The organism is Variovorax sp. W1I1 (assembly GCF_030815625.1).
Classification (GTDB): Bacteria; Pseudomonadota; Gammaproteobacteria; order Burkholderiales; family Burkholderiaceae_C; genus Variovorax; species Variovorax paradoxus_C.
In genome coordinates, this window is record NZ_JAUSWZ010000001.1 from 348,694 (window position 1) to 367,420 (window position 18,727).

Genomic DNA, 18,727 nt, shown 5'->3' on the forward strand with positions numbered 1-18,727 from the left:
AGAACGCGTCGAAGCCATGAACAAAATCTTCCGAACCCTTTGGAATCCCACGCTCGGCACCTGGGTCGCCGCGCCAGAAATCTCGCGCGGCCTTGCGCGGTCCTCCAGCACGGGCGGCGTGCGCGCCATCGCAGCGGCGGCCCTGGTCGCCTGCGTGGTTCCGGTGCTCGCGGCGGGCGGTGCGGGTGGTCAGCCGGTCGGTGACACGCGGCTGAACGGCGGTGCCGGTGGCAGCGACGGCAGCGGTGGCAGCGGCGGATTCAACGACACGATCTTCAATGCGTTCGGCGGTGCGGGCGGCGCGTCGACGCCGGGCGGTGCCACGGCCGGCGCCGGTGCCAGCATCGGGAGCTTCGGCACCGCCACGCCGGGCGCGGGCGGCGCAGCGGGGGCTGCCAGCACGTCGTCGGGACCCGGCGTGTTCCAGGGCGATGCCGGCGGCGCGGGCCAGGCGCAGACGGGCGGCCCGGGTGCGGGCGATGGCTACGGCGGCGGGGGCGGCGGCGGCTTCCAGGGCGCGTCGATCGCGAACAACATTCCGAGTTCGTCCGACAGCTACACCGGCGGTGCCGGTGGCGCGGGCGGCGACGGGTATTGGGCGGCGGGCGGCGGCGGTGCCGGCGGGTACGGCGCGATCCTCAACGGGCCGCTCGGCAACTACACGGCCACCGGGTCGTCCGCGGGCGGCGCGGGCGGCCAGGGCGGCAACGCTTTCTCGCAGGGCGGGGGCGGCGGCAGCGGGGGCGGCGGGTTCTACCTGAACGCGACGACGCCGGGCCTGGGCGTCACCAACACCGGCACCCTCGCAGGCGGGGCGGGCGGCGCTGGCGGCGCCGAACTGGCGGGCTCCCGCGCCAACGCGTCGGGCGGCGGCGGTGGGGCCGGCGGCATCGGCGCAACGCTGGCCGGTGCGGCTGTCGTCTTCAGCAACATGGGCGCGATCGCCGGCGGTGCGGGCGGTGCAGGGGGTGCATCCGGCGGCGGCGCGGGCGGCACTGGTTCGCCGGGCGGCGGTGGCGACGGCGGCGCGGGCCTCGCATCGATCGGCGCGGGCGCGACGCTCACCAACACCGGCGTCATCGCCGGCGGGGCGGGCGGCGCGGGCGGTGCCAACAGCAACGGCGGACCGGCCGGCGCGAATGGCGCGGGCGGCGTGGGCGTGACGGGCGCGGGCCTCGCGCTCATCAACGGCGGCGTCATCTCCGGCGGGCTGGGCGCAGACAGCGTCACGCGCGCCGCCGCTGTCGCGTTCACCGGCAGTGCGAACAGCCTCACGCTGCGCACCGGGACATCGATGACGGGCGCGATTTCGATCGGCACCGGCGCCACCGCCAGCGTGATCGCGGATGTCGACGGGCTCGCCGTCGACAACGCCCTGCTGCTGGGCGGCACGGGCACCATCGACACCCGCGGGCACGACCTCGCGTGGTCGGGCGCGATCTCCGGCGCCAGCGATCTCGTGAAGTCCGGTGCGGGCGTGCTCACGCTGAGCGGCGCCGACACCCATACGGGCGGTACCCTGGTTGCGGCGGGTACCTTGCGCGCTGGCGCGGCCAACGTGCTGAGCAGCGGCAGCGCCTACACCGTGGCGTTGGGTGCGGCGCTGGACCTGGCGGGCAACAGCCAGGCCATCGCCTCGATGGCCAACAGCGGCACGGTGTCGCTGGTGGGTGCGGTACCCGGCACGACGCTGACCGTCAACGGCCCTTGGGCGGGCAACGGCGGCACGCTGCGACTGGGTACCTCGCTGGGCGGCAGCGCGAGCGCAAGCGACCGGCTCATCCTGAGCGGCGCGACCGCCATCGCCAGCGGCACGACCCGCGTGCAGATCACCAACCTGGGCGGCCTGGGTGCGCTCACCACGGGCAACGGCATCGAGGTGATCAGCGCGATCAACGGCGCGACCACGACCGCGCAGACCACCCGCAGCGCATTCAACCTGGCCGGCGGCCACGTCGACGCGGGGGCCTACGAGTACCGGCTGTATGCCGCCGACGCCAGCGGCGCGGGCGAGAACTGGTACCTGCGCTCCACCGCCGCGGCCGTCGCTCCGCCCGGCGGCGGCACGGGCATCGGAACGGGAGCCGGCGGCTTGGGCGGCGTGCCCACCTACCGCGCCGAAGTGCCGCTGTACGCGGCGCTGCCCGAGCAACTGCGCCAATCCAGCCTGGCGATGCTCGGCAACATGCACCAGCGCACGGGCGACGACCTCGGCGCTGCCACGGCCCCGGCCACGGCCACGCCGGCGCAGGGCTATCGCCAGGCGTGGGGCCGCATCATCAGCACCGACCGCACCCTCTCGCAGGGCGGCACCGTGAGCCCCACGAGCAAGGGGCGCCTCACGGGTTTCCAGGCCGGCACCGACCTGTGGGCCGACCCGAACTGGCGCGTGGGCGTGTACGTCGGGCAGCTCGACGGCGACATGCGCGTGAACGGTTTCTCCAGCGGCCTGGCGAACCTCGCGGTCGGCGCCAACGACCAGAAGAGCCAGTACCTGGGCGCCTACGCCACCTGGAGGAACGACAGCGGCCTGTACGTCGACGGCGTGCTGCAGGGCGGCCGCCACCGCTACACCGCATCGCCCGCCTTGAACCTGGCGAGCGGCGGCAAGGGCAACAGCGTGCTGGCGTCGGTCGAGGTGGGACAGTCGTTCGCCATCGCGCAGAACTGGACCATCGAGCCGCAGTTGCAACTTGTGCACCAGCGCGTGAACCTGGGCGATACGGCCATCCCCGGCGCGCTCGTGCGGCAGGACAGCCGCAACGGCACGCTCGTACGCGCCGGCGTGCGCGTGAAGGGCCAGATCGCCACCGGTGCCGGGGTGCTGCAACCCTATGTGCGGGCCAACCTGTACCGCGGCGGCCGCGGCACGGACGTCACGCGCTTCGTCGGCCCGGCCGGCTTCGCGGACATCGCCACGCGCACCGGCGGCACCAGCACCGAACTGGCGGCAGGCGCCACGCTGCAGGTGACCGACAAGGTCGGCGTGTACGCGGAGCTGGGCAAGCTGTGGAGTTCGAGCGGCGACGCGCGGGTCAAGAGCGGCGTGAATGCGAGCGTGGGGGTCAAGCTGCGTTGGTGATCGCGTGAAGGGGCGGGCGGTCCTCGATTCCACCTTCCTTTAAAGTGCGCCTGCCTGCGACGGGCAGACGCACGGCGTGCCACGCGGCACGCAAGGGAAGGACACCGATTGAGCACAACGAATGCAGCCGAAGCCGCAGCACTGGCCAGCATTGCCGAAGCCGAGCAGGTCATCGACCGCCTGCACGCCGCCAACGACCCGCTGCTCGAAGAGCACCTCTACGAAGCCTGGCTGCGCAAGGGCGAGGCACTCGCCCAGCTCGGGCGGCATGCCGAGCGCGTCGAACTCTGCGACGCGCTGATCGCGCATGCCGATGCCGCCCCCGCCGGCCGCGCGCTCTGGATCGCGCAGGCCTTCAACGCCAAGGGCCTGGCATGGCGCGCCCTCGGCAGGGCCAATTCCGAGATCGAGGCGTACGAAGAGGTCGAGCGCCGCTTCGGCGACGCGACCACGCCCGAAGTGCGCACCTGGGTGGCCCACGCGGCCTTCCAGCGCGCGGTGGTGGCCGGCTCGCTGGGCGGCGCGTTCGCCAAGGTCGACATGGTGCGCAACTGCGAGGACATCGCTCGCCGCTACGTCAACGATGCGCCCGAGGCCACGCGCGAGATCGTCGCGCGCGCCCGCATCTGGCGCGGCGAGCTGCTTTCTGACTTGAACTACCCGGCCGAATCGCGCGAGGCCTTCGATGCCGTCTGGCGCGACCTGGCCTACGCGCCCGAGCCTTCCGTGGCCGCGCGCGTCGGGCACTCACGCATCAACCAGGCGATGGTTCTGGCCGAAGCCGGCCGGCGGGTCGAGGAAGCCATCCCGATGCTCGGCGAAGTGCTCGCCGCCTATGCCGGCGATCCACGCGAGGCGCTGCGCGAAGTGCATGCGCGCGCCGGGTTCCTGCGCGCCGACATGCTCGACGACGCGGGCGAATACGCGCTGGCGCTGGCGGCCTGCGACGACGTGCTGGCCGCGCACCTGGCCGACGGGTTGCCCGGTGTCGCGCTGCGCGCCTGCCGCGCGATGGCGCTGAAGACGCATGTGCTGTTTCGCCTCGAGCGGGACGACGAAGTCCCTGCGCTGCGCAGCGCGCTCATCGCGCGTTTCGGCCATCACACCGGCGCCGACATCGAGGAGCTGATGGCCGAGGTGATGTGCCGCACCGCCTACGACGCGGAGGAGCCCGAAGACGTGCTGCCCGTTTGCGATGCATTCGATGCGCGCTTCGGCAGTTCGACGCTCACGCCGGTGCGGCGGTGGGTGGCGCGCGCCGGCATGGCGCGCGGCCAGGCGCTGCGCGACATCGACCGTTCGGAAGATGCCGCCGCCACGTTCGCTGCGGTGCATGCGCGCTTCGGCAGGCACACCGGCGAGACCGACGCCGCATTGCTGCTGACCGCGGCGCGCGGGGCCATGGCCGGCGCCAGCGTGCTGCGCGGTGCCGGCCGCAACGACGAAGCGATCGCGCTGTACGAGGCGGCTGCATCGGGCGTCGATGCAAGCGCGAGCCAAGCGCTGCGCGAAGAGGCCGTTCACGCGCGCCTGCAGATCATGGCTCTGCGCAATGAGCCGGCCGCTGTGCAGGCGCCGATGCTGAACGCACTGGCGGCGGATTTCGGACGCGATGCGGTGCCGGACCTGCGCAGGCAAGTGGTCGATGCGCTGTATTCCCACGCCCACGAACTGCGCGAGGCCGAGGCTTTCGAGGAAGCGATTGCGGCCTACGACCGCCTGCTCGCGCTCACGGCAGACGAGAGCGACGCGCAGGTGCTGCAGATCGTCGCCAGCGCGCTGCTCAACAAGGGCTACCTGCTGCTCAAGCTCGTGGACCGTCCGGCCGAGGCGCTGGTGGTGTACGACGAGATCGTCGCGCGCTTTCGGAACATCACCTCGGAATCGATGCGCGACACCTTGTCGAAGGCGGCCGCGAGCCGCCAGACCTGCCTCGTCACGCTCGACAGACTCTCGGGCGCGGATTTCGGCGGCGACTTTCCCGATCTGCCGGTGGACAAGCTCGACGAGATACGCGAGACGATCTCGCGCGGCTATGAACTCGGCGAAGCCGGCAAGCAGCGCGAGGGCATCGAGCTGACCGACCAGGTGCTGGCCGAACACATCGAAGCCAGCCACCCCGAGCTGCGCAACCAGTGCTCGCGCGCGCTGACCAACAAGACCTACATGCTGCAGCAGTTGGGCCAGCTCGAACGCGTGATCGCATGCGCCGACGAAATGGACACGCGCTACGGCGAAGAGCTGTCGATGTCGATCCAGGAGCGCGTGGCGCTGTGCCTGGGCTACAAGAGCGCGGCGCTCGACAAGCTCGGCCGGCACGAGGAAGAGCAGGCGGTCTACAGCGACATCATTGCGCGCTGGGCCAGCTCCGACGTGATCGACCTTCGCCGCCGCGTGGCACGCGCGTTCTACTGCCAGGGCCTGACCCACAAGCAGGCCGGCGATACCGAAGCCGCGCTGGAAAGCTACGCGCGGCTCCTGGGGCGCGACGGCCACGCGAAAGACGTCACGCTGCAACTGTGGGTGGCCAAGGCGATGATCGACCAGGCAAGCGTGCTCGGCCAGCAAGGCGACCAGGCCGGGCGCGCCGAGGTCTACAAGACGCTCATCGCCCGCTTTGGCAGCAGCACCGATGCGCAGCTGCGCGAGCGCGTCATCAACGCGAGCGAATGGCTCGCGGATGCGCAGGGCAAGCTGGGCCAGCACGAGCAGGAGTACACGACGATCAGGGACACGCTGCGGCGCTTCGGCACCCAGATGCCCGAAGCGCAGAAGGCGCGGCTCAGCCACCGGCTGGGGCCGATGACGCTGGGGCGGTTTGCGCGCAAGCTGATCGAGCGGGTCAAGGGCATCAGGAACTGAACCGAAGGAGGTATCGACATGTGGCCATTCAAGAAGAAGAAAGAGCCGTGGGAAGAAAAGTTCGCCGCGCTCGGTCCGATGGTCCTGGCGTCGGACCAGGTCATGGGGCCGAACCGGTTGCCCGTGGGCTTCGCCTACCGGGTGAAGCCGAACAACCCGTACGACACGGGCTGGATCTTTCAGAGCGGCAAAGAGAGCCAGAGCGTGCTCGATGACAATCCGCCGAAAATCTGCCCTCTGAATTCCTTCCTCAAGATGGACCCCACGTTGAGCGAAATCACGGACAAGCCTGTGGGCTCGGCGTGGGAACGCGACAGCGGGGATGCGCCTTGGAAGGAGGTGTTCGGTTTCAAGCAGCGCCGCTGACCTGTTCCAACGTCCATCTCTTCGATTGCCCCATTTGCCTCCAGACATCAGCGCATGCGTATCCACGAACTGAAACGAAGACTCCGCGAAGCCGGCGCAGGCCCGAGCCACGAGCAGCGCATCCTGCGGCTGTGGTCTCACGCGCTGCCGCGCGACAGCGGCCGGCGCCTGCCGCACAGCTTCTTTCCGTCGTCGCTGATGGATGCCTTGCCGGCCATCGAAGCCGAACTGGCGGGGCTCGCGCGCATCCACACGGTGCACCCTGGTGCCGATGGTTCCGAGCGGCTGCTGGTCGCGCTCGCGGACGGCCAGACGGTGGAGAGCGTGCTGCTGCCGCGCGATGGTTTGTGCGTGTCGTCGCAGGTCGGGTGCGCCGTGGGTTGCCAGTTCTGCATGACGGGCCGCGATGGGTTGCTGCGCCAGGTGGGCAGCGCGGAAATCATTGCCCAGGTCGCACTCGCACGCACGCGCCGCAAGGTGCGCAAGGTCGTGTTCATGGGCATGGGCGAGCCGGCGCACAACCTCGACAACGTAATGGAGGCCATCGAGCTGCTTGGCACGGTGGGCAACATCGGCCACAAGAACCTGGTGTTCTCCACCGTGGGCGATCCGCGTGCGTTCGAGCGGCTGCAGCAGGAACGCGTGAAGCCTGCGCTGGCGCTGTCGCTGCACACGACGAAGGCCGATTTGCGCAAGACGCTGCTGCCGCGTGCGCCGAACATGACGCCCGAAGAACTGGTCGATGCGGGCGAGCGCTATGCGCGGGCAACCGGCTATCCGATCCAGTACCAGTGGGCGCTGCTCGAAGGCGTGAACGACGGGCAAGACGAGATCGAGGGCATCGTCAAGCTGCTCTCGGGCAAGTACGGCGTGCTGAACATGATTCCGTTCAACGCGGTCGATGGCGTGGCGTTCAACCGGCCGTCGTGGGAGCGCTGCGAAGAGATGGCGCGCACGCTGCACCAGCGGGGCATCCTGACGAAGCTGCGCGATTCGGCGGGGCAGGATGTCGATGGTGGCTGCGGCCAGTTGAGGGCACGCGTGGCTGGTGAAGCGCCTGTGGTGCTTCGACGCGGTGCTGCTGCTGCTGCGGTTATTGCGACTGCCGACTCACGGCAATAAGCGTCCACACGATCGCCACGAGCTGAACGAGGTTGATCAGGATCGCGGTGATGTGCGTCTTGCGGAACCCCGGAATCGCGTCCATGTAGTTGGACTTGATCTGCTCCCCGAGCGCGTCCATCTTGGGGATGACTTTCTTGCGCAGCACGATGGCCATCGCCGCCAGCGCCGCCGCACCCGCTGCGATACCGAATCGTCCTGCGAGCGCGAAGCTGATTGCCGTCGCAGTGGCCGTGATGAATGCGCCGACGTAATAAAGATTGAAGAAGCCGCGCACGAAACGCGCATCGAGCGGCGTGTCATGCTTCAACACCAAGAGCGGTATCGAGCCCATGATGAAGTAGGCGGTGGTGACGAGCAGCGCCACGGTGAAGAACAGGGCGGCGAACATGGCTGCGGGCATTTGGGTTTCTCCATGTCTTGCGATGGAATGTTCGGCGCGAAAGCAAAGCGGCCCGCTCGGGGCCTGCGACGCGCTCGATACGGATTGGGCGTCGACTTGGTGGGGCAAGGCAAGGGGGCTTCCATGGAGTTGCCGACGGCCTCGAACCCGGTCGCCGGCTGCCAAGACCCGCGCTGGCTAGAAAAGACCTTGCTGTGCCGTCGTCAAAGCCATGAAGCTCTCGCCCATCGGCTGGAGCAGGGCGTCGGCAATCGGCTGGAGTTGTTTGCTCAGGTAGTGCTCGTAGTCGATGCGCGACTGGCGGTTCTCCATCGGCTCGGGCCCGCTCTGCGTCATGACGTACCGGATCCAGCCGCCGTTCTGGTATTGCTTCGGGCGCCCGAGCTGGGCGTTGTAGTCGTCGGCAACTCTTGCCGCGCGCACCTGCGGCGGCACGTTGACCTGGTAGGCATCGAGGCGGTGGCGAAGGCGCTTGCGATAGACGAGCAGGTCGTCCATCTCGCCCGCGAGCAACGCTTCTGCATAGTCGGTCACGAATTCCTTGTAAGGCTCGTCGTGGAAGATCCGCGAGAGCAGCCCCTCCTGGAACTGGCGCGCCAGCGGGGTCCAGTCGCTGCGAGCCATCTCCAGGCCGCGGTAGACCATTTCTTCTTTTCCCCTGGCGTCGACGCCGAGGCCCGCATACCGCTTCTTGCTGCCCACGTCCGAACCGCGGATGGTCGGCATGAAGAACTTCTTGTAGTGGGTGTCGAACTCGATCTCGAGAAAGTTCGCGAGGCCATGTTGTTCCCGAAGGGTCTGTGTCCACCACGCATTGATGTCTCTCGCCAGCGTCGCCGCGATGGCGTGCGCTTCTTCGTTGGTGTGGGTGCGCTTGAGCCAGATGAAGATGGAGTCGGTGTCGCCGTAGATCGCGACGTAGCCGCACTTCTCCACGAACTCCCGCGTGAGCTTCATCATCTCGTGGCCGCGAAGCGTGATGGCGGACACCAGCTTGGGATTGAAGAAGCGGCAGTCGGTCGCACCCAGCACGCCGGCGAAGGAATTCATGAGCAGCTTCAGCGCCTGCGACAGCGGCTCGTTCTTCACCCGCTTGGCTTCGTCTCGCGCGTGCCAGAGCGTGGTCACGATTTCCGGCAGGCAGTGTTTCTCGCGCGAGAAGACGGTGCCTTGCGGCCCCTTGACGGTCGTCGCCGGGTCGGCGGCGTGGGTGCCTTCCACGAAGCCCACGGGGTCGACAAGAAAGGTGCGAATGATCGAGGGGTAGAGGCTCTTGTAATCCAGCACCACGACTGAGTCGTAGAACCCCGGTTTCGAGTCCATCACGTAGCCGCCGGGATAGGCCTTGCTCGCAATCTCGCCGACGCTCGGCGCCACGTAGCCCAGGCGATGCATGCGCGGCAGGTAGTGGTGGCTGAACGCGGCAATGGAGCCGCCGAAGTGGTCGGCCGGAAGGCCCGTGGTCTGGGCCCGCTCCATCACGAACTGCAGCAGCTTCGCCTTGTCGAAGATGCGCAGGACGAGTTCGCAGTCGCGGATGTTGTAGAGCGCGAGCGCGGGCTTGTCTTCCTGGTAGCGCCGCTCGATCTCGGCCATCTTGTCGTAGTCGTCGCCGATGGCCTTGCCTTCGCCGAGCAGCGTCTGCGAGACGGTCTCGAGGCTGAACGAAGGAAAGCTCCATACCGCAGCCTTCAGCGCGTCGATGCCATCGATGATCACGCGGCCCGGCGTGGGTGCGAAGAGGTAGCCCTGCTTGCCAGGGTGCGTGCGCCATTCGATGGGCCGGCGCTCCCGCCCCAGAAGGAGCGGTACGCCGCATTCGTTGGCCGTTTTCTGCAGCACCCGCAGGTCGAACTGAATGACGTTCCAGCCGATGAGGACGTCCGGGTCGTTCCGCTCGAACCAGTCGTTGAGCTTCTCGATGATGGCCTTGCGGGTCGGGCAATAGATGAGCGCGAAGTCCATGGGCTCACCCGGCTCATCTGGTTCGCTGGATTCACGCGGCGGCTCGCCCAGCATGAAGACGACGCGGTCCGGCAAACCATCCAGCGCAATGGAATAGAGCGCCTCGTGCTGGCTCGTCTCGATGTCCAGCGACACCACCTTCAGCGCCGGCCGGTACTCGGGCGCGGGCTTGAGCCTGCAGTCGACGATGGTGGCGCCGTTCGCCCGCCCGCTTTCCACCAGCACGCCGGCGGTGATGAAGCGCTCCATCAGGTAGCGGTCGTGCGGGCGCACATCGGCTTCGAGCAGGGGAATGCTCTGCGCCTGAAGGGCACGCGCCAGCCGGCCGAGCTGGCGGAAGTGCTTCGCATAGATGCCGACGACGGGTTCCTGGTGGAAGGTCTTCAGCGCGAGCTCACGTATCTCCATGCCCGGCATGGTTGCGAGGTGCGCTTGCACCTCTGCCCTGTGCCGGGTCGCGACGAATGCGACGGAGGTCTGGGAGGGCAGGACCACTTTGATCGGCCCCCCATCCGTGGCGAGCCAGTACTCGATCTCCGTGCCTGCAGGCGCATCCCGCCAATGGCGAGTGAGGATGAAGCCGTTGAGGTCGGTGGATGTCACGAGCGCTTTGAGAATCGGGGGCAGCGGGAGTCGGCTTGAACGCGACGGATTTTCGCGCGCTCACCGCTGCGTCACACCGTGGCGTCCCGATAGGCCCTGCTCGAGATGCCGATCGAGTTCTTGTCGAGATCCTTGGCATTGGCGAATGCGTAGCCGTTGGCTTCATGTACCGCGCCGAATGCCAGGCCTTGAAGGGCTGCCTCCGCGGCGAATGCCCTCACGTCCTTCACGTGGAAGCTCAGCTTCACGCCCACCTGCCCGAGCTTGACCGACTTGGCCGCCTGGTGGATCAGGATGCCCGCGCCGCCGCCCGGATGCGTCAATTCGATCAGCCCTTCGACGACTTCGCCGCTGGTGACGAACCCGAAATGCCGGGCGTAGAAGGCCGCGGATTTCTGCATGTCCCTGGCGTAGAGGATGACGGTTCCGAGTGGCGATTCCATGGGGTGCTTCGTGGTGAAGGGAGTGAAGGGGGCGGTGGGATTTTTGCTTCTCCCCGCCGGTTGCGCGCGGATTGTCGGGCCCTCTGCGGACCCGGTGCGAGAACTTCCGTAGCAGAAGCGCGCGCAACGCGTCGCCGCCCCGATTGGCAACCCAGCTTCGCCTGGGGCCGTCATGGAACTGCCTTTTGCCCCCGCGAGACTTGGTCAGGGTTTTCCCGCATCCACGGGCCGACTCCCTCCAACAACTCGCATGAAGAACCAACCATGAAGACCTCGCAACTCGCCCTCGCCGCTGCATTCGCAGTGCTCGCCGTCACCACCTCCGCCCAGGCCCAGCAATCGGGCGGCCGCAGCCGCGCGGAAGTCGAAGCCGAAGCCATCGCCGCCGCCCACGCACCGAACCAGAACGTGACCCGCGGTTCGCGCGGCGCCGACCCCTTCGTTTCGTCGGCCGATCCTGAAGCCATGAGAAAGCAAGCCGTGGACACCGCCCATGCACCGAACCAGAACGTGACCCGCGGCTCGCGCGGCGCGGACCCGTTCACTTCGCAACGCGATCCGGCCCAGGTCTACCAGGAAGCCATGGCCACCGCCGCCGCTCCCGACCAGAACGTGACCAGCGGCTCGCGCGTGAACAGCAAGGTCATCTCGACGATGCAGAACCCGGTGGTGCAGTCGGCGCAAGGCAAGTAAATAAGCAGGCCCCGCGGCGCGCCGTGCGTACGGGCGCCGCATGAACCTGCGTGTGAAGCGAGGGAGTCACAAGCTCAGGGACTCCCGCAGAGAGCGCCAGCCGGCGGGCTGTGCGCTTGCATCGCTCGTGGAGCGGTGCGGAAGAAAAGGCTCAGCGCCTCAGGCGTAAGCCTTCGAAGAAAGCTTCTGCAGCATCGCCGTCTGCCGCACTTCCTCGGAATCGCGCAGGCTCTTGGCGGCGCGGGCCGCGACGTAGGCCACGTACAGGGTTTCGATGGCCTTGGCCCAGTCGTGCGCCTTCTGGGAAATGCCCTCGGGTTTCACGGTCGACCCGGTCACGGCGTTGGTCGAAAGATCGTCGTCCGGGCGCGCCGGAACATCGAACCCCACCTTGCGGAGGATGTTGGCTTTCTGAAGGATGGTGAGCATGCGGTTGCCTCTCTGATTTCTTCGCATTAGCAGATTAGTGCTACTCGGTGTCGGGCGCTATCAGCCGTATGACGTATGCGCCTGTCGTCCAACGCCGGGTTCCTTTTGCTGCTTTCAAGTTTCGTGCCATGAACGCGCCGGCCGGCCTCCCGGCGGCGAGCGTTCGTTCCATGGAGTGTCCATTGCGCACGACCCGTAGATGGGTTGCCGGCCCCGCCGAACGATCAGGACTTACCCTGAATGAATGGCGGATTCAGGCGGCCGTGTCCTGCCACACCAGCGTGGCGGCGGTCAGGTCTTCGAGCGCGCTGCCCACGGCCTTGAACACTGTGCGTTCCGCATCCCCAGTTCGGCCGCCGCGGCCCGCGCGCTCGCCGCGGCACAGGTCGGCGAGCGTGCCCTGCACCTCGTGCGCGCGCAGGGTGCCGGCCGCGATCGCATCGAGCAGGTCACCCGATTTCTGCAGGGCCTCGCTCGTGTCGATGAAGGTGCGCGCGCCTGCGAAGCACTGCACATCGGCCTCGCGCATCGCGGGCGTGAAGCTGCCGATGAGGTCGAGGTGCGATCCCGGCGCGAGCCATTCGCCGCGCACCAGCGGCGCGGTGGCCAGCGTGGCGCAGCTGACGATGTCGGCATTGCGCACGGCCGCTTCCAGATCGACCGCGGCCTCTGCGTTCCAGCCCTCGGCGCGCAGTTGTGCGGCCAGGGCTTCGGCGCCTTCGGGCCGGTGGTTCCACACCGTCACTTCGTCGATGCGCCGCACGCTCGCATGCGCGGCCGGCAGCATGCGGGCGATGCGGCCGGTGCCCAGCACCAGCAGCCGGCGCGCATCGCTCCGCGCGAGGAACGAGGCGCCGAGCGCCGAAGCCGCGGCGGTGCGCCGCGCGGTGATCTCGTTGCCGTCCATCATCGCGAGCGGCACGCCGGTGCGCGCGTCGTACAGCACGTAGGTCGCATGCAGGCCGGGCAGCCCGCGCGCGCTGTTGCCGGGGAAGATGTTGATGGTCTTGATGCCGAGAAACCCCGCGTCGCTCCACGCCGGCATGATGAGCACGGTGCCCTTGTCCGCACCTGCCGCAGTCTCGATGCTGTGCACATGGCGCGGCGGCACCTGCGCCTCGGCAGCGAAGGCCGCGCGCAATGCGGGCACGAGCCGCCCGAAACCCAATGGCGCGCGGGTGGCGGCTTCATCAAAGTGCTTCATGGGGTTGGCGAACGCAGCGATGCGTCGAAGAAGTCCGCCAGCGCCTGCTGGTAGGCGGTGCCGAAGCGCGGCGAAGACATCGGCTCGAGGTGGCCGGCGCCCGGCACTTCGATCAGCCGCTTGGGCTCGCGCGCATCGGCCAGGAGCCGCTGCGAATGCGCGTGGGGAATCACGTTGTCGGCCGTGCCGTGGATCAGCAGCAGCGGAATCGGTGAGATGGCCGCGACGTACTTCGACGCCGCATAGCTGTCGCTCACCAGCAAGCCCGCACCCGAGAGCTTGTCGTTCGCGATCGACGAGTACGAATAGAAAGTCGATTCGATGGCCGCCGCCTTTACTCCCGCCCGGTTGCCGGAACCGACGACCGCGATCGCGTTGGTGCCGCCCAGGCTCTGCCCGAAGACGAAGAGGCGCTGCGCATCGACATCGCCGCGCGAGCGCACGTAGTTGAGCGCGGCATTCGAATCTTCGAACACGCCCTTGGGCTCCGGCTCGCCTTCGGATTCGCCGTAGCCGCGGTAGTCGAACACGAACACGTTGTAGTCCTGCTTGGGCAGCCACGCCACGAATCGCCAGTGCGTCGACATGTTCTGCGCATTACCGTGGAACTGAACCACGGTGCCCTTGGCTGCCTTCGGGTTCTTCTGCCGGCCCACGGCGGGAATGAACCAGCCGGTGAGGCGCGTGCCGTCGGCGCTCTGAAATTGCACGCTCTCGTAGCGCAGGCCGAGCGCATCGGGCGTTTCGTAGCGCACGCGGTCAGGGTAATAGAACATCGACTGCACGCAGCCGCCGAGGAACAGCGGCACCGCGCACAGCGCGAGCTTCCACCAGCGGCGGATCGGCGCGGTGGTCATGGAGGGCTTCCGGCCCGGCGGTTTTCCGCGAGCATGTTGCAGAAGAGCGCGCCTTGCTCGATGGCATCGTCGAGTGCGATGTGCGTGTGCGGCAGCTTGTCGAACCAGCGCTTGGGCATCGCGCGCTTGGTGCTGTCGCGGTAGTCGAGTTTGAGCATCGCCATCGCGAACGACTTGACGTCGAGCGCCGAATGGCTGAACGGGCTCTCGCCCGCGAAGCGCATCAAGTACCAGTAGACGAAGAGGAAGTCGAAGCCCGCGGGATACGCCACGAACACCGGCCGCGCCGGCAGGCCCTTGAGCCAGGTCACGTAGTTCTTCATGGCGCGCGGCGGGTCCTGCAGGTCGGTGCGGCACGCGGCCCAGGCCTCGGGCTGGGTTTGCCACCACGCGGCGGTCTTGGGGTCGGCCTCAGCGCCGGGCAGGGTTTCGAGGTTGGCGCTGAAGGTGGAGACGAGTTGCTTGTCGGCCGTGTAGGCGGCCGAGCCAAAGCTGAGCATCGAGTTCGGCCCGGGGATGGGGCCGTCGGATTCGACGTCGGTGCTGATGTAGAGCTCGGTCATGGGTTCAATCGATGTCGAGGATGGAGCCGACCGAGCGCTGGAGTTCTTCGATGAGCTCGGGGTCCATGTATTTGTATTCGTCGGGAATGTCGAGCACATGGATCGGCTTGCCTTCCAGCATCCGCGTGAACTCGGCCACGAGCCGCGACTTGTGTTTCTCTTCCATCACGAGGATCACGTCGGCCCATTCGATGTCGTCGAAGGAGACCCTGTGTCGCGCATTCGGGCTGGTGCCGGCCGAGCGTGCGGCGATCTGCGGATGGCGGCGCCAGAGTTGTTCGGCGGTGGGGCTGCGCCATTGGTTGCGGCTGCAGATGAAGAGGACGTTGCGCGCAGGGATGGTCATCGGCGCGGAGGATAGCTCAGCCTTCCGCGATGCGGCTCCATTCGATGCCGTGCTTCCCCAGGTACTTGCGGAGGCGGTCCGCATCGTTCACCACGCTGCGTTGTTCGCGTGATGCCTGGAACAACTGGCGCCCCGCATCGGACAAGCTGCGCGCTTGTCGGCACACCCGCAGCACGGCTTCGAGCTGCAGCCGGTCGAACAGATCGAGCGCAGCCACTCGCTCTTCGCCCAGCAACGCATTCAGATCCACATCGCCACTGACCGCCGCTGCCGGCCCGCCGCGCTTCCACAACCACCGCAATCGCGCAATCTCCGCCTCCACCAGCGCCACCGGAATCCGCCCGCCATCCGCCAGCGTCGCGAGCCGCGTCACGCTCGCCGACAGATCGCGGAAGTTGCCGCTCCAGATCGCCTCGCCGCTCTGCGCAAAGCGCAGGTACGCCGCGCGCGCTTCGGCGTTGAAGCGCACCACGCGATGGTTTTCTGCCGCGTGAATGGCCAGCAGGTGATCGACATTCGGCTCGATGTCTTCGGGCCGTTGCGCGAGGCCGGGGAGGTCATACGTCCAGAGGTTGATCCGCGCGAACAGGTCTTCGCGAAAACGGCCTTCGGCCACGTCGCTGCGCAGGTCGCGGTTGGTGCCGGCGATCAGTTGGAAGTCGCTCTCCACTTCCTTGTCGGCACCCACGGGAAAGAAGCGCTTTTCTTCGATGGCCTTCAGCAGCATCGCCTGCTCGTCGGGGCCGAGCTCGCCGATCTCGTCGAGGAACAGCGCGCCGTGGTTTGCCGTGCGCAGCAGGCCGGGCCGATCGCTCGCGGCGCCGGTGAACGATCCCTTCTTGTGGCCGAACAAGGTGGAGGCCGCGCCGTCGCCGCGCAGCGTGGCGCAGTTCACCTCCACGAACGGCCCGGTCATCTGGTGCCGCGCCTGCTTCAGCTCGAACATGCGCCGCGCCAGGAACGACTTGCCCGCGCCAGTCGGCCCGACCAGCAAGATCGGCGCGCGCGAACGCACGGCGACGCGCTCGATTTCTTCGATGAGCGCATTGAAGCGCGCGTTGCGCGTGGCGATGCCGCTCTTGAGGAACGCGACCGCGTCGCGCTGCTCCGCATCGAAGCGCCGCGCGATCACGTCGTAGCGCGAGAGGTCGAGGTCGATCAGCGTGCATTTGCCGGCTTCGCCCTCGCGCTGCTTCTTCGGCGGCGAAGTCTGCGCGAGCACGCCAGGCACCACGCGCGATTCCGACAGCAGGAACATGCAGATCTGCGCGACGTGCGTGCCGGTGGTGATGTGGGTCCAGTACTGCTCGCGCTCGGTGTCGAAGGGATAGGCACGCGCCCAGTCGTAAAGGCGCGTGTAGACCTCGCCGAAATCCCATGGGTCTTCGAGGTCGAGCGACACGAGGTTGACGGTGGTCTCGGGCGACACGGTGGCGATGTCGGCCTTCACCACCTCGGCCAGCGCCTTGTGGCGCAGCGTGTAAAGCAGCTCCATGCGCGAGACGACCATGTCCTCGTGCTGCGCGAGCGAGACGGTGGGGCGCCACTTGTTCCAGCGGCCCGCGCCTTGGCCGGCATCGAGTTGAGTGCCGAGGAAGCCGATGACGACGATGGGTTTCTTCATTATTTGGATAAAAGGCTATCCAAAATTATAAGAAAACCATATTCAAATCCAAAGAGGTTTTACCGATCGAGGGCAAAGATTCGAAAAAAACTTAATCAAATCAATAGCTTGAGAGATTTCTCTAGCAAGCTGGTCCGACCTGGCACACCCGTTGCAATAAGGATCACACATTCAAGAAACGAACGAACAAAAAGAACCCACAAGGAGAAGTCACATGGCCAACCTTCAACTCTTCCAGACCCAGCGCGGCGCACTGCCGCCTTCGGCCAACGTGCGCAACGAGGCGGGTGGCGCGGCTTACGCGCTGTCGCCCAAGCACCTTCTGGCGCAACTCGCCGCGACTGGTTGCCTGAACAACACCTTCTACGCACAAGCGCAGGACCAACTCGACGCCGTGCTGGCCCTGGCCCGCGAAGTCGACCCGGTGTTCGTCGCCAAGACGGCCGTGTACGCACGCCGCGCCGGCCACATGAAGGACATGCCCGCGCTGCTGGCCGCAACGCTGGCGGTGCGCGACGTGTCGCTGCTCGCCAAGGTGTTCGACCGCGTGGTGGACAACGGCAAGATGCTGCGCAACTTCGTGCAGATGCTGCGTTCGGGTGCCGTGGGCCGCAAGTCGCTCGGTACGCGTCCGAAGAAGCTCGTGCAGCAATGGCTGCTCGAAGCGTCCGAGGCGCAACTGCTGAACGCCTCCGTGGGCAACACGCCTTCGCTGGCCGACGTGGTGAAGATGGTTCACCCCAAGCCTGCTGAAGCATGGCGCGCCGCGTGGTTTGCGTGGCTGATCGATCGTCCGTATGCGCTGGAGGCGCTGCCTCCGGTGACGCAGGCTTTCGAACGCTTCAAGCGCGACCGTTCGCTCGAGGTTCCAGACGTGCCGTTCCAGATGCTGACCGCGCTGGAGCTGGACGCGCAGGCCTGGGCGCAGATCGCGCAACGTGGATCGTGGCAGATGGTGCGTCAGAACCTGAACACCTTTGCGCGTCACGGTGTGTTCGAGCTGCCTGGCCTTGCCGACGCAGTGGCCGCCAAGCTGCGTGACGCGCAAGCCGTGGCCAAGGCGCGTGTGCTGCCGTACCAACTGATGGCGGCCTTCACCGCCACCGGCGCCGAGGTGCCGCACGTGGTGAAGGAAGCGCTGCAGGACGCGATGGAGCTCGCGCTGGCCAATGTGCCGGTGTTCGAGGGCCGCGTGGTGGTATGCCCCGACGTGTCGGGCTCGATGAGCTCGCCGGTGACGGGTCACCGCGGTACGGCAACCACGTCGGTGCGTTGCATCGACGTGGCCGCGCTGGTCGCTGCCGCCGTGCTTCGCCGCAATGCGGATGCGCGTGTGCTGCCCTTCGAGACGAAGGTGGTGTCGCTCCAACTGAATCCGCGTGATTCGGTGATGACCAACGCGGCCAAGCTGGCGGCGGTGGGCGGTGGCGGTACCTCGTGCAGCGCGCCGCTGGCATTGCTGAACAAGGAGAAGGCGAAGGCCGATCTGGTAGTGCTGGTGTCGGACAACGAATCGTGGGCCGACCGTGCACGTGGCCGCGGTACCGCAACGATGCAGGAGTGGGCGGCGTTCAAGGAGCGCAACCCGACGGCGCGGCTGGTGTGCATCGACATCCAGCCCTATGCGACCACCCAGGCGCAGGAGCGTGACGATGTGCTGAACATCGGCGGCTTCAGCGACGAAGTGTTCAAGCTGCTGGCGGTGTATGCCGCGGGTGGCCTGGGCGCCGACCACTGGGTGGGTGTGATCGAAGAGACTTCGATCTGAGTAGAAAGAGAGAGGGTGCCGTGGACTTTGGCCTGCGGCACCCGATCCGAAAAAGAAATTGAACGTCGTCGTTCGGCGAATGCAGATGCGAGTACATCCAACCATGTTTCTCCTCGCATCGATTGTTGGTCGCCGAACGGGGATGAAAGTTGTTGTGCGAATGCAGGCAGGACTACATCAGGTTTGACCAGGGTTCGAATCCCGGCGCCGGTTCTCCGGCGTGGTCTACGTCTTGCCATCCTCGTCGCACTGTTTTTTTGCAGCGAATGCTGACGGAACTACAGCCTCCAACGCTCGTGGTCGCGGGTTCGAATCCCGTCGGTCGAAAGACCGTAGCTCAGTGGTAGAGCACGAACGTTTCGTCGAATTTTTGTCGCTGCTTTTTTGTTTTGAGGTG

Annotated in this window: 15 protein-coding genes; 6 read left to right on the plus strand and 9 right to left on the minus strand. The window is 67.1% G+C overall.

Annotated elements, in window-relative coordinates; translation table 11 throughout:
- Positions 1-16: 16 nt before the first annotated feature.
- The 4 genes from QFZ83_RS01670 to QFZ83_RS01685 all read left to right on the plus strand — a co-directional run bounded on the left by QFZ83_RS01670 (position 17) and on the right by QFZ83_RS01685 (position 7,432).
- Positions 17-3,082 (plus strand): autotransporter outer membrane beta-barrel domain-containing protein, encoded by a 3,066-nt coding sequence (locus QFZ83_RS01670; RefSeq protein WP_307501852.1) that lies wholly within the window; start codon positions 17-19, stop codon positions 3,080-3,082.
- Positions 3,083-3,190: 108 nt separating this feature from the next.
- On the plus strand, positions 3,191-5,944 hold the full coding sequence (locus tag QFZ83_RS01675) for a hypothetical protein (RefSeq protein ID WP_307501855.1): 2,754 nt from the start codon (positions 3,191-3,193) through the stop codon (positions 5,942-5,944).
- Between the two features lie 18 nt (positions 5,945-5,962).
- Positions 5,963-6,310: a DUF2185 domain-containing protein gene (locus QFZ83_RS01680; RefSeq protein WP_013543485.1), complete on the plus strand. Its 348-nt coding sequence runs from the start codon at positions 5,963-5,965 to the stop codon at positions 6,308-6,310.
- 54 nt (positions 6,311-6,364) lie between these two features.
- Positions 6,365-7,432 (plus strand): RNA methyltransferase, encoded by a 1,068-nt coding sequence (locus QFZ83_RS01685; RefSeq protein ID WP_307501858.1) that lies wholly within the window; start codon positions 6,365-6,367, stop codon positions 7,430-7,432.
- Here QFZ83_RS01685 and QFZ83_RS01690 read toward each other — a convergent pair.
- The 3 genes from QFZ83_RS01690 to QFZ83_RS01700 all read right to left on the minus strand — a co-directional run bounded on the left by QFZ83_RS01690 (position 7,404) and on the right by QFZ83_RS01700 (position 10,846).
- Positions 7,404-7,835, minus strand: coding sequence for a hypothetical protein (locus QFZ83_RS01690; RefSeq protein ID WP_307501861.1), 432 nt, complete (start codon positions 7,833-7,835; stop codon positions 7,404-7,406). The genes QFZ83_RS01685 and QFZ83_RS01690 overlap by 29 nt on opposite strands.
- A 177-nt stretch (positions 7,836-8,012) precedes the next feature.
- Positions 8,013-10,403, minus strand: a complete 2,391-nt coding sequence (locus tag QFZ83_RS01695) for a DNA polymerase II (protein ID WP_307501864.1) — start codon at positions 10,401-10,403, stop codon at positions 8,013-8,015.
- 71 nt (positions 10,404-10,474) lie between these two features.
- Positions 10,475-10,846 carry a VOC family protein gene (locus QFZ83_RS01700; RefSeq protein WP_307501866.1) on the minus strand — a complete coding sequence of 124 codons (372 nt, stop codon included), beginning with the start codon at positions 10,844-10,846 and terminating at the stop codon, positions 10,475-10,477.
- Between the two features lie 264 nt (positions 10,847-11,110).
- On the opposite strand from QFZ83_RS01700, the gene QFZ83_RS01705 reads away from it, so the two are divergent.
- Complete coding sequence (locus tag QFZ83_RS01705) at positions 11,111-11,539, plus strand: hypothetical protein (protein WP_307501869.1); 429 nt, start codon at positions 11,111-11,113, stop codon at positions 11,537-11,539.
- Between the two features lie 159 nt (positions 11,540-11,698).
- On the opposite strand, the gene QFZ83_RS01710 is transcribed toward QFZ83_RS01705, so the two are convergent.
- The 6 genes from QFZ83_RS01710 to rtcR all read right to left on the minus strand — a co-directional run bounded on the left by QFZ83_RS01710 (position 11,699) and on the right by rtcR (position 16,562).
- Positions 11,699-11,968, minus strand: coding sequence for a hypothetical protein (locus QFZ83_RS01710; protein WP_013543480.1), 270 nt, complete (start codon positions 11,966-11,968; stop codon positions 11,699-11,701).
- A 253-nt stretch (positions 11,969-12,221) separates the two neighbouring features.
- Positions 12,222-13,172, minus strand: coding sequence for an ornithine cyclodeaminase family protein (locus QFZ83_RS01715; RefSeq protein WP_307501872.1), 951 nt, complete (start codon positions 13,170-13,172; stop codon positions 12,222-12,224).
- The gene (locus QFZ83_RS01720) at positions 13,169-14,029 is read right to left on the minus strand and encodes an alpha/beta hydrolase (RefSeq protein WP_307501875.1); all 861 of its coding nucleotides are present in this window, start codon (positions 14,027-14,029) and stop codon (positions 13,169-13,171) included. Before QFZ83_RS01720 ends, QFZ83_RS01715 begins: the two co-directional genes overlap by 4 nt.
- Positions 14,026-14,592, minus strand: a complete 567-nt coding sequence (locus tag QFZ83_RS01725; RefSeq protein ID WP_307501878.1) for an exonuclease — start codon at positions 14,590-14,592, stop codon at positions 14,026-14,028. Before QFZ83_RS01725 ends, QFZ83_RS01720 begins: the two co-directional genes overlap by 4 nt.
- 4 nt (positions 14,593-14,596) lie before the next feature.
- Positions 14,597-14,938: a low molecular weight protein tyrosine phosphatase family protein gene (locus QFZ83_RS01730; protein ID WP_307501882.1), complete on the minus strand. Its 342-nt coding sequence runs from the start codon at positions 14,936-14,938 to the stop codon at positions 14,597-14,599.
- A 16-nt stretch (positions 14,939-14,954) separates the two neighbouring features.
- Positions 14,955-16,562 (minus strand): RNA repair transcriptional activator RtcR, encoded by a 1,608-nt coding sequence (gene rtcR / locus QFZ83_RS01735; protein WP_307501885.1) that lies wholly within the window; start codon positions 16,560-16,562, stop codon positions 14,955-14,957.
- Positions 16,563-16,776: 214 nt separating this feature from the next.
- Between rtcR and QFZ83_RS01740 the strand changes: the two genes are divergently transcribed.
- Positions 16,777-18,330 (plus strand): RNA-binding protein, encoded by a 1,554-nt coding sequence (locus tag QFZ83_RS01740; protein WP_307501888.1) that lies wholly within the window; start codon positions 16,777-16,779, stop codon positions 18,328-18,330.
- Positions 18,331-18,727: the final 397 nt, after the last annotated feature.

Bases quoted from the DNA above. Each gene is read 5' to 3' on its own strand.
- QFZ83_RS01670 (WP_307501852.1), top strand. From the start codon at position 17: ATGAACAAAATCTTCCGAACCCTTTGGAATCCCACGCTCGGCACCTGG.
- QFZ83_RS01680 (WP_013543485.1), top strand. From the start codon at position 5,963: ATGTGGCCATTCAAGAAGAAGAAAGAGCCGTGGGAAGAAAAGTTCGCC.
- QFZ83_RS01685 (WP_307501858.1), top strand. From the start codon at position 6,365: ATGCGTATCCACGAACTGAAACGAAGACTCCGCGAAGCCGGCGCAGGC.
- QFZ83_RS01690 (WP_307501861.1), bottom strand. From the start codon at position 7,835: ATGCCCGCAGCCATGTTCGCCGCCCTGTTCTTCACCGTGGCGCTGCTC.
- QFZ83_RS01700 (WP_307501866.1), bottom strand. From the start codon at position 10,846: ATGGAATCGCCACTCGGAACCGTCATCCTCTACGCCAGGGACATGCAG.
- QFZ83_RS01705 (WP_307501869.1), top strand. From the start codon at position 11,111: ATGAAGACCTCGCAACTCGCCCTCGCCGCTGCATTCGCAGTGCTCGCC.
- QFZ83_RS01710 (WP_013543480.1), bottom strand. From the start codon at position 11,968: ATGCTCACCATCCTTCAGAAAGCCAACATCCTCCGCAAGGTGGGGTTC.
- QFZ83_RS01715 (WP_307501872.1), bottom strand. From the start codon at position 13,172: ATGAAGCACTTTGATGAAGCCGCCACCCGCGCGCCATTGGGTTTCGGG.
- QFZ83_RS01720 (WP_307501875.1), bottom strand. From the start codon at position 14,029: ATGACCACCGCGCCGATCCGCCGCTGGTGGAAGCTCGCGCTGTGCGCG.
- QFZ83_RS01725 (WP_307501878.1), bottom strand. From the start codon at position 14,592: ATGACCGAGCTCTACATCAGCACCGACGTCGAATCCGACGGCCCCATC.
- QFZ83_RS01730 (WP_307501882.1), bottom strand. From the start codon at position 14,938: ATGACCATCCCTGCGCGCAACGTCCTCTTCATCTGCAGCCGCAACCAA.
- rtcR (WP_307501885.1), bottom strand. From the start codon at position 16,562: ATGAAGAAACCCATCGTCGTCATCGGCTTCCTCGGCACTCAACTCGAT.
- QFZ83_RS01740 (WP_307501888.1), top strand. From the start codon at position 16,777: ATGGCCAACCTTCAACTCTTCCAGACCCAGCGCGGCGCACTGCCGCCT.